Below are 9,754 nucleotides of genomic sequence, written 5' to 3' on the forward strand. Positions count from 1 at the left end.
GTGGTTGCCCGCTGCAAAAATATACAGGACGTTCAAAGCCTTTTCCGTAAAAATTATCTTCTCCGGGTAAGCGCATTCCATGATGATCACGGTCGTCGGCTACCTGGTTAAACATTTCCTGATCAGCCGGATGCATTTTCAAGAGCCAGTCCAATCCCCACCGCGCTTCGTCCAGCACGTCTTTCACATGATTGGCGCCAGGCAAGCCATTGGCCGCATACTGATCACCAAACACACCCGGAAAATCACGATATGCCGCCAGTAAATGAAAGGTAGCATTAGCAGAAGTAGTGACATATTGCAGGTAATCGCTGGCATCGTGCCAGCCGCCAGCCACGTCGATGTGTGTGCTATCCGGCATAGGTCCATACATCGTATAGCCGTCATGGGTATGACAGGAGTCTTTCAGAAAAGGATTAAATCCACTCCTTTGCTGCCGCATATACCGGAGTAAAAAATCCGGCGTACCTGCGTAAACGTTATCGTCTATACGAAAAACAGGGGATACGGCTGCACCCGCCTTCAGGTAATATTCTCCTACATCTTTAAAAGTGGTAAAATCCAGCCGGCAGGTTTGGCGAAAAGGACCATAAGCACCAAAGGCAGTACCGGTATTACCAGTATACACTACCTTTTGCGTGGCGGCTGCTACCAGCTGAAAGCTATGCGGCTGCTCACTTTCCTTACTACCCCATACGGCTACTTTAATTCCTTCAGGAAGATAACCCAGCTGATTGATGCGTACCCAGGCCGTTGGTGACTGTGCCTGGCCGGAAGATGCCAGCAACAATAAACAAAACAGATGTAATACAAACAGGGAAGTATTTTTCATCATGTAAGATCCGGTTACATGCTAAAAATACTTTTTTTACCGGAGAGCCGGAAGAAATAGTTTACTTAATCGTTTTCGTGTTGCGCCCGTCCAGACTCCAGCGACAAACCGGCATGGTGGCCAACAATAAAGCAGCGGTACAGTCTACCCATACAGAATACGACAGTGCAGATAATGGACCCAAAGAATACGTCATGGCCAAAGCGAATAACAATGTAAGCAGTGCTGATCCCAGTGCAACCCAACGAATTTTATACCCAATGAGTAATAAGAGCGCAAAAAGAATTTCAAGTGTGGTCGCTACTACTGCCAGCAACGGAATGATGGCAGCCGGTGCGAAGGAATTTACTTTGGCGGTATAGGCTACAAAATCCGGCCAGTTACCATTTTCAGGGCCCCAAAAACCAAGGCGGATGGCTACCGCCGACAAAAAATTAATGGCCATTGCTACCCGTAGTAACAACACGGCCAGATCCTGGTACTTTTTCATGTTACAAAGGTACCCGCTATTCACCGCCGCTGGTAGTCCAGATAGCGGATAGTGAGTAGTCCAGTTACTTTATTCTGCCCGTAAACTTTTCACCGGATTAGCCATAGCAGCTTTAGCTGCCTGATAGCTCACTGTGGCCAGCGCAATCAGCAAAGCACCGGCGCCGGTTACCGCAAAAATTTCCCATACAATCGTGGTGTGATAATAATATTGCATCAACCATTGATGCAAACAATACCAGGCCACCGGAATAGCCAGGCAACAGGAGATACTTACCAGGATGACAAAGTCTTTCGATAACATCTGCCATAATTGAAATACAGATGCCCCCATCACTTTGCGGATACCTATTTCTTTGGTACGTTGTTCTGCTAAAAAAGTAGCCAGCCCGAATAATCCCAGGCAACTGATCATGATCGCCAACACCGCAAAGAAGGTAGACAATTGCCCGATACGTTCTTCTTCACTGAATTTTTTAGCATATTCCAGATCGGCAAACTGATATTCAAAAGGAGCAGCAGGATTATATTTTTTCATCACCTGCTCAATGGACGCCAATGCCTTAGTAGTACTGACCTCCGGATTCACACGGAGATTAATAAAGTTTCCTCCTTCTTTCAACAAATAATAAATAGCAGGACGCACCGGCTCATATGGCGATGCCATGATCATATTTTTCACGACTCCTAACACATGATATTGCATGCTGTCTTTCCGGATAATTTCACCTACCGGGTGCTCCAGTCCCATGTACTTCGCCGCGGCTTCATTCAGGATCAGCCCCATAGAATCTGTTGCAAACTGCATCGAAAAATCACGACCCGCTATAAAACGCCAATCCACCACTTTACCATAACCGAATTTTGCCCCAATAACAGAAAATCCCTGCTGCTGATCGGGCTTACGTCCCTTCCATTCAAAACCACCGCTGCTGGTCCAGATATCTGTTATTGGTCCCTGTGACTCCGACACCTCTGTCACCGCTCCACTATTCCGTAATTCACTGCGGATCACTTCGTAGTTACTATAAATTTCAGGCGTTGTCATTCTGATAGAAAGCAAACCATCTCGCGTATATCCCACCGGAAGATCTTTCGCAAATTGTATTTGCCGATAAATCACAATGGTGCCGATAATCAAAATAATAGATACCGTAAATTGTACAACGATCAACGTTTTGCGGGGAACGGCAGCAAAACGGCCCGCCCTGAAAGTGCCTTTCAGCACTTTTAATGGCTGAAAAGAAGATAAATAAAGTGCAGGGTAGCTACCTGCCAACAAACCAGTAAACAGACTAAAACCAATGCCACACAACCAAAAAACAGGACTACTCCACAGGATACCAAGGTGTTTATCCGCCACCTGGTTAAACCAGGGCAGCACCAATAACACCACCAACAACGATAATATAAAAGAAAAGCCAGCCACCAATACGGATTCACTTAAAAACTGCCAGATCAGTTGTCCGCGCATAGACCCTACGGCTTTGCGGATGCCGACTTCCTTGGCTCTCTTCTCTGAGCGGGCGGTGCTCAGGTTCATAAAATTAATACAGGCCAGCAGCAGCACAAATATGCCAATAATGCCAAACAGTCTTACATAGCGAATCTGTCCACCGGTATTCACCCCATTTTCAAAAGCGGAATAGAGATGCCATTTACGCATAGGATGCAGGAAAAGATCTACCTTAAAACCCGGTTCCGGCTTTGCATGTAACGTTTTTATATTTTTTATTTTCTGAGAAACTTTATCTATATCCGCATGATCTGCCAGCTGCACAAACACCGCCATCGAGTTAAAGGTCCAGTTATCTTTTGAATTCCTTACCCAGTCCCATTTCGTAACAAAAAGTTCCCAGGGCATGATATAATTCGTACCAGCGAACGTGGTGTTGTCCGGCAAATCGTCGTATACACCCGTTACTTTCACGTTCAGCTGACTATTATTATCAAGTTTAATCAGCTGGTCCATCGGATCTTTATCTCCAAAAAGCGATTTGGCGAAAGTCGCGGATAGTAACACACTGGCAGGTTCTTTCAACGCTGTTTCCCCATTACCTTTTAATATTTTCAAAGAAAATAAAGCAGGGCCACCGCTTTCCATAAAAGCGCCCATACTGGTAAACTTCTTATCCCCAAAAGCCACGGTATGTGTGCCATTGGAAGCCAATACCACCTGCTTAAAATCGTTGGGATAGCTGGATCTCAATTCTGCTGCCAGGGGAATAGGCATGGCGTTATAGGCCCCCGATTGCTCACCAGCAGTTTCCCGCTGCCATACCTGGGCAATGCGGTCGTAATTTGCATGATATTTATCGTAAGACAACTCATTCCAAATCCACAGCCCTATCAGCATCGTAACGGCCATGCCGGCAGATAAGCCGAAGATGTTGATAAATGAGATCCCCTTATTTTTAAACAGATTCCTGATAGCAATTTTTAGGTAGTTCTTCACCATGGCAACTGGATTTAGAGATTGGACACTCTAAAGACACAAGAAGATTGCCATAGTTGCATGGCTTGTCTGACAAGGAGTTGCGGGATGTACACGGTTGCCGGTTGTTCATAAGCGAACAACGCCCGACCGGAAACGGACAAGTCAATCGCTTAATATGAGTGCAGTCTTACGCAGGTTGCTGCACAATCACACATACCTCTTCACTATCTCTCAAAGCAAACTCCATAGCGCCCCAGGGTTGCAAACGTACATCCGGTAAATTAGGGTGTAACAGTTCCGGATGCGCTGCTTTTGCCTGTGCATAAGCCGTTTCAATATCGTCTGTTTCCAACCGTATTTGTGGCCGGTCTTTTATAGCCCATTCATGGCTTTCTACCAGGTGGATTACCAGGGTATCTCTTTTGATGATGATGAAAGGCTGTTCTGCGTTATCATCTCTGTAAGCAACTGCAAAACCAAGTGTATCAACAAACAGCTGCAGACCCACATTTATGTCCGAATAAAAGATATTTGGGATCAATTTGGTAAATTGCATACGCGCTATTTTCATAGAAAATTAATGAAAAATTCACCAATTCCGTAGCTTTGAAACCATGAAAGATTATAAAAAGCATTTTATACTGGCGGCACCGCCGGAAGAAGTATACGCCGCCCTCACTAATCCCGCTACCATTCAGCTGTGGACAGGTGAAGTAGCAGAAATGTCTACAGAACCCGGTTCTGAGTTTGCTTTATGGGAAGCAAGTATTGTAGGTAAGAACCTGGAATTTGAACAGGACAAGAAAATTGTGCAGCAGTGGTATTTTGGAGAAGATGAAGAGGAGGAAGCAGAAAATCCTTCTATTGTTACGATCAAGCTGCATCCTTCGCCCAAAGGCACTGATGTGGAATTAAAGCATACCAATATTCCGGACGAAGCGTATGACGATATTACTTCCGGATGGAATGAACAGTATTTTGGATCACTGATAGATTTTTACAAAGCTTAAAGCATAAAGGGGAAAGCAAAAAGCTATTGAGGCGAAGGATTAAAGCGGAAAACATTCGCTTTCATCCTTCGCCTCAATAGCTTTCAGCTTTTTGCCTTCTGCTTTAAGCTATCCTTTCACCTGGTAAGGAAAGCTGCTATCCAGCCACTCGAAACTCATTTCTTTCTCCACTATTTCATGTAAGGCGATATTGGTCAGTCTGCCGAAATCATACACTGCCTCAATGATCTTAGCCTGATGAGGTGTCAGATACGGCTCATGCGTACGCAGAAAATTCGCTAAATTCTCTTTCATATTTCCGTGTACTACCAGAGATGGATTTTTAGGATCCAGGTCAGTGATGGCTTCCAGCATCTGAAGGAAGATAAAGTCCTGCAGGTTTTTAGCCAGGATACAGGCTTCATTCACATCATGGAATACCTGTACCACGGGTACATCTTCGCCGTTCTGTAAATTAAAGTAAAAAGCAAACCAGTCGCCGGAACCGCTCATGGCAAAGGGAACAAACTGATGAACCGGATCGGCAAACAGCAGTCCTTCATCCATTTCTTCATCTACTGTTGTCAGTGCCATTATTTCCAGATCGTTGGCATAGAGCAGTAAAGGCGGTGCTGTTTTAATGGCAGGGTATACCTTATCCAGCCAGTCTTCACCAAACTCGCCCCAGTCCAGCATACCATCTTTATATAGTTGTTTATAAAGCGCAGGATAGGTAAATCCGTAGTCTTTTTCTAGTTCCTCCAGCATAGTTTTTCTTTTAGCATCCCGAATGTACCGGCAAAATAGCTAAACTTTCGGAAATACGCGTTCGTTCTGCCGGGTAAGCGGGTTCATGATGAACGACAGGAGGCTGCCGTCTTCTTTTAATTCCACTACGCGGAAGCCATGATAGCCTACGCCCCAGCTACCGCCAATATGACCGTCGAAGAGGAAAGGTATTTTACAATCGTCCAGCATTTTCACGCTGTCCTGGTCATGGTCATGTCCGTTGAAGATGGCCCTGATATTTGGGTATTTTTTAATAAGGGCCTGGAATTCGGCGCAATCCAGCCCGTTATCGGTCCATTTTACCGGGGTAATATGTAAGAAGATGAATATATCGGTGGCTTTTTTGTGTTGGTCTAATTTGCGGGCAAACCAGTCCACATCGGGGCATAGGTACTTCCCTTTGTCATCGGCGGTGTTTCCCAGCAAAATAACCTGGTTTCCCATTACGATGTCGTGATTGAGGGGATATCCCCAGGCTTGTTCCCAGGCGGCGGCCGTTACCATGTCATGATTACCATGTGTAACAAATAGTTGCGGATGCAATTGCTTCAATTTGGTGGCCGCAGGCAACAGTAGCGCCGGATCGTTGTGGATTACATCGCCGTTGAGTACAAAAAATTCGCAGGGATACTGTTGCTGGTACTTACTAAAAGCGCTTTGCAGGTCCTGGAAATATTGCTCTGAAGGCGTTTTAGGCTCTCCGAAGTGCCAATCGGACGCTACTGCGAAGCGGAAGATAGTTTTGCTGTCGAAATGCCGGGGAGTAACGGCGGAAACTATTTTGCCGCAGGCAGATATCACTACGGCAGCGGATACTCCTTTAAAAAATGCACGTCTGTTCATCATAAAATAAAAATAATATTTCCTGGTGGTCAATTATTTACTGTGCGGGATGCTTAACCAAAATATAAAATATATGTGCTTCATGCATTCAAAACTTTCAATCCGTTCAGAAAGAATTGTAATAGTATTGTTAAAGTGTGGTAAACGACCAATTTAATCTCCCTGCATAATTGTTTTGATTGTAACTTTGCACCTCGAATAAAAATGGGGTTATGTTTAGAAGCAAGCGTACAGCTGGAACAGGTCCGGATGTGGTTTTAATTGGCGCAGGAATCATGAGTGCCACATTGGGAATGCTCCTGAAAGAGCTGGAACCTGAGTTAACCATCGAAATTTTTGAACGACTGGATGTGGCCGCAGCAGAGAGTTCCGATGCATGGAACAATGCCGGCACCGGTCACTCTGCATTTTGCGAGTTGAACTACACACCACAAAAACAGGATGGATCAGTAGATATTAAAAAAGCGGTGAACATTGCGGAGCAATTTGAAGTGTCTCGTCAATTCTGGTCCTACCTGGTAGAAAATAACATTATTTCCAATCCACACAACTTCATACAAAGTGTTCCCCACATGAGTTTTGTTTGGGGAGAAGAGAATGTGGATTATCTCAAAAAAAGATACAAAGCCCTGCAGCAGTGTCATCTTTTCAAATCCATGGAATATTCGGAAGATCCCGAAAAGCTGAAGAGCTGGATGCCATTGGTCATGAAGGGTCGTGATGCCGCGCAAAAAGTAGCTGCAACCCACATGAAAATGGGGACAGACGTGAACTTTGGCGCTTTGAGCCGTGCCCTGTTTAACTACCTTGAAAAACTGGACGGCGTATCCATCCACTTCAATCATGATGTACGTGATTTCAAAAAAGAAGAAGATGGCAGCTGGGTGATCAAGGTGAAAAACCGCGAAACCCGCGAAAAACAAACGATCAAAACAAAATTCGTATTTATTGGTGCTGGTGGCGGTTCTCTGCCATTGCTGGAAAAGTCAGACATTCCGGAAGGAAAAGGTTTTGGCGGTTTCCCGGTAAGCGGACAATGGTTGCGTTGCAACAATCCGGAAATCATTGAGCAACACCGTGCAAAAGTATATGGCAAAGCCTCTGTAGGCGCGCCTCCTATGTCGGTGCCTCACCTGGATACCCGCATGATCGACGGCGAAAAAGCCTTGCTGTTCGGACCTTATGCCGGTTTTTCCACGAAGTTCCTGAAAAACGGTTCTTTCATGGACCTGCCTTTATCTATCAAAGCCAACAACATCCGCCCGATGGTGTCTGCTGGTCTGGATAATATTCCGCTGACCAAATACCTGATTGCACAGGTAAGACAGAAGCCGGAAGACAGGCTGGAGGCCCTGCGCGAGTATTTCCCTGAAGCGAAGATGGAAGACTGGGAACTGGAAATTGCCGGACAACGTGTACAGGTGATCAAAAAAGATCCTGAACATGGTGGCATCCTGGAATTCGGTACAGAAGTAGTGAGTGCTGCCGATGGCTCCATTGCCGCACTGCTGGGCGCTTCTCCGGGTGCATCTACTGCTGTTTCTATTATGCTCAACCTACTGAAACGCTGCTTCAAAGAAGAAGTGGAAACAGAAGCATGGCAGATCAAACTGAAAAAAATGATTCCTTCCTACGGACAGTCCCTGCTCAACAATCCTGCACTGGTAGATGAACTCCGTGTATGGACTACCCAGATGCTGGAACTGCGTGAAGTAGAAATGGTTTGAGGAAAGCAGAAAGCAAAAAGCTATAAAAGCGAATGACCAGAGCAAAGGATTTAATTCCGCTCTGGTCATTCGCTTTTATAGCTTTTTGCTTTCTGCTTTCTCCTTTCCGCTTATAAAAAAGCATTAGCTTCTGGTAAAATCGGTTCATTCCGATCCGTTTTTTTTATAGACATTAGTAGGTAATTAGAAAGATAAGAGCGCCCTGCGCTTATTTTTTACCCGTTTTATGCAAACGATTGCATAAATACAACATCCACAATATGTTTATGAAAAAAGGGATCTTATTCCTGGTGGCGCTGCTGATACAGGCATCCATCCTGTTCGCACAAACTACGCAGACACATGACCAGCACATGCAATGGTGGCGCGACGCCCGTTTCGGCATGTTTATTCACTGGGGCGACTATGCCCAGCTGGCCGGCAACTACAAAGGGCAGCAGGTAGGCCGTGGTGGTGAATGGATTATGAACCGCGCCAAAATACCCGTGCTGGAATACCAGCAGTTTGCCAAACAATTCAACCCCGTTAAATACGATGCAGACGCCTGGGTGAAAACGGCCAAAGACGCCGGCATGAAATACATTGTCATCACCGCCAAGCACCACGATGGATTTGCCATGTTTAAATCCAACGCCAGCAAATGGAACATCGTCGATGCCACTCCATACGGCAAAGATGTGCTGACCCCACTGGCAGCCGCCTGTAAAAAATATGGTATCAAACTGGGCTTCTACTATTCGCAGGCGCAGGACTGGAACAACCCCGGCGGCGCCGCTGCCCGCAAAGTGGCTACAGAAGGCTGGCCTAACCCGGATTCCGCACAAATAGATGCCTACACACAAGCCCATAGCGGCCACTGGGACCCACTGCAAACCAGTGCCACCATGTCCGATTATATCGATAAAGTAGCTGTACCACAGGTAAAAGAACTGCTGACCAACTACGGCGAAGTAGCCGTATTATGGTGGGATACTCCTACTAATATGACCGATGAGTATGCGCAAAAGCTGCAAGCCGCATTGGCACTGCAACCCAATATCATCACCAACGATCGGCTGAAACGCCCCAACTTCGCGGGCGACTATAAAACACCAGAACAAAAAATCCCCAACCAATCAGAACTCGACGGACGTGACTGGGAAACCTGCATGACCATGAATGGCACCTGGGGATATAAAAGCTATGATCAGAAATGGAAAACTACGGAAACGCTTATACGTAATCTGGCAGACATCGCCTCTAAAAATGGCAACTATCTGCTGAACGTAGGCCCCGATGCCAGCGGCCAATTCCCTGAAGGCAGTCTTACTGCCCTGAAAGGCATAGGCCAGTGGATGAAAGTAAACGGAGAAGCGATTTATGCCACCCAAGGCAGCCCGCTTCCAGCTTTAGACTGGGGCCGTTGCACCCAAAAGAAAAATGGCAACCACACCACGCTATACCTGCATGTATTCAACTGGCCCTCAAATGGTCAATTGCATGTACCTGGTATAAAAGGAAAAGTTAGCAGTGCAAAATTGCTGGCTAATGGGAAAAAACTTACTACTACTACCAGTGGGGAGGAATTGGTAATCCAGGTGCCGGCTGTTGCCGCAGATACCATTGATACAGTGATTGCTGTTAATCTTTAGCGAATATAGCGGAGGGG

9 protein-coding genes are annotated in these 9,754 nt (G+C 45.9%); 3 read left to right on the forward strand and 6 right to left on the reverse strand.

Annotation, left to right across the window (positions count from 1 at the left end):
- The 4 genes from VIP81_RS04180 to VIP81_RS04195 form a co-directional block, all read right to left on the reverse strand.
- Positions 1–835: glycoside hydrolase family 9 protein (locus tag VIP81_RS04180; protein WP_331957219.1), on the reverse strand; the 835-nt coding region annotated here is incomplete at its 3' end.
- A gap of 58 nt (positions 836–893) precedes the next feature.
- Positions 894–1,322: a DoxX family membrane protein gene (locus tag VIP81_RS04185; protein WP_331957220.1), complete on the reverse strand. Its 429-nt coding sequence runs from the start codon at positions 1,320–1,322 to the stop codon at positions 894–896.
- 69 nt (positions 1,323–1,391) lie between these two features.
- Positions 1,392–3,779: an ABC transporter permease gene (locus VIP81_RS04190; protein WP_331957221.1), complete on the reverse strand. Its 2,388-nt coding sequence runs from the start codon at positions 3,777–3,779 to the stop codon at positions 1,392–1,394.
- A 166-nt stretch (positions 3,780–3,945) separates the two neighbouring features.
- Positions 3,946–4,314, reverse strand: a complete 369-nt coding sequence (locus VIP81_RS04195) for a hypothetical protein (protein ID WP_331957222.1) — start codon at positions 4,312–4,314, stop codon at positions 3,946–3,948.
- Between the two features lie 58 nt (positions 4,315–4,372).
- Between VIP81_RS04195 and VIP81_RS04200 the strand changes: the two genes are divergently transcribed.
- Positions 4,373–4,768, forward strand: a complete 396-nt coding sequence (locus tag VIP81_RS04200; protein ID WP_331957223.1) for an SRPBCC domain-containing protein — start codon at positions 4,373–4,375, stop codon at positions 4,766–4,768.
- A 108-nt stretch (positions 4,769–4,876) separates the two neighbouring features.
- Here VIP81_RS04200 and VIP81_RS04205 read toward each other — a convergent pair whose 3' ends face one another.
- Positions 4,877–5,515: an SMI1/KNR4 family protein gene (locus tag VIP81_RS04205; RefSeq protein ID WP_331957224.1), complete on the reverse strand. Its 639-nt coding sequence runs from the start codon at positions 5,513–5,515 to the stop codon at positions 4,877–4,879.
- A gap of 39 nt (positions 5,516–5,554) precedes the next feature.
- Entirely contained in the window at positions 5,555–6,382 is an 828-nt protein-coding gene (locus VIP81_RS04210) for a metallophosphoesterase (RefSeq protein ID WP_331957225.1), read from the reverse strand.
- 209 nt (positions 6,383–6,591) lie between these two features.
- On the opposite strand from VIP81_RS04210, the gene VIP81_RS04215 reads away from it, so the two are divergent.
- Both VIP81_RS04215 and VIP81_RS04220 read left to right on the forward strand, forming a co-directional pair.
- A complete protein-coding gene (locus tag VIP81_RS04215) occupies positions 6,592–8,106 on the forward strand; it encodes a malate:quinone oxidoreductase (RefSeq protein ID WP_331957226.1) in 1,515 nt (504 codons plus the stop codon).
- Positions 8,107–8,372: 266 nt separating this feature from the next.
- On the forward strand, positions 8,373–9,737 hold the full coding sequence (locus VIP81_RS04220; RefSeq protein WP_331957227.1) for an alpha-L-fucosidase: 1,365 nt from the start codon (positions 8,373–8,375) through the stop codon (positions 9,735–9,737).
- Positions 9,738–9,754: the final 17 nt, after the last annotated feature.

It is taken from the genome of Chitinophaga sp., assembly GCF_036566945.1.
In the GTDB taxonomy this organism is placed as follows: Bacteria; Bacteroidota; Bacteroidia; order Chitinophagales; family Chitinophagaceae; genus Chitinophaga.

What these genes read in the sequence shown, in the direction of transcription:
- VIP81_RS04185 (WP_331957220.1), bottom strand. Translation starts at nt 1,322, where the DNA reads ATGAAAAAGTACCAGGATCTGGCCGTGTTGTTACTACGGGTAGCAATG.
- VIP81_RS04190 (WP_331957221.1), bottom strand. Translation starts at nt 3,779, where the DNA reads ATGGTGAAGAACTACCTAAAAATTGCTATCAGGAATCTGTTTAAAAAT.
- VIP81_RS04195 (WP_331957222.1), bottom strand. Translation starts at nt 4,314, where the DNA reads ATGCAATTTACCAAATTGATCCCAAATATCTTTTATTCGGACATAAAT.
- VIP81_RS04200 (WP_331957223.1), top strand. Translation starts at nt 4,373, where the DNA reads ATGAAAGATTATAAAAAGCATTTTATACTGGCGGCACCGCCGGAAGAA.
- VIP81_RS04205 (WP_331957224.1), bottom strand. Translation starts at nt 5,515, where the DNA reads ATGCTGGAGGAACTAGAAAAAGACTACGGATTTACCTATCCTGCGCTT.
- VIP81_RS04210 (WP_331957225.1), bottom strand. Translation starts at nt 6,382, where the DNA reads ATGATGAACAGACGTGCATTTTTTAAAGGAGTATCCGCTGCCGTAGTG.
- VIP81_RS04215 (WP_331957226.1), top strand. Translation starts at nt 6,592, where the DNA reads ATGTTTAGAAGCAAGCGTACAGCTGGAACAGGTCCGGATGTGGTTTTA.
- VIP81_RS04220 (WP_331957227.1), top strand. Translation starts at nt 8,373, where the DNA reads ATGAAAAAAGGGATCTTATTCCTGGTGGCGCTGCTGATACAGGCATCC.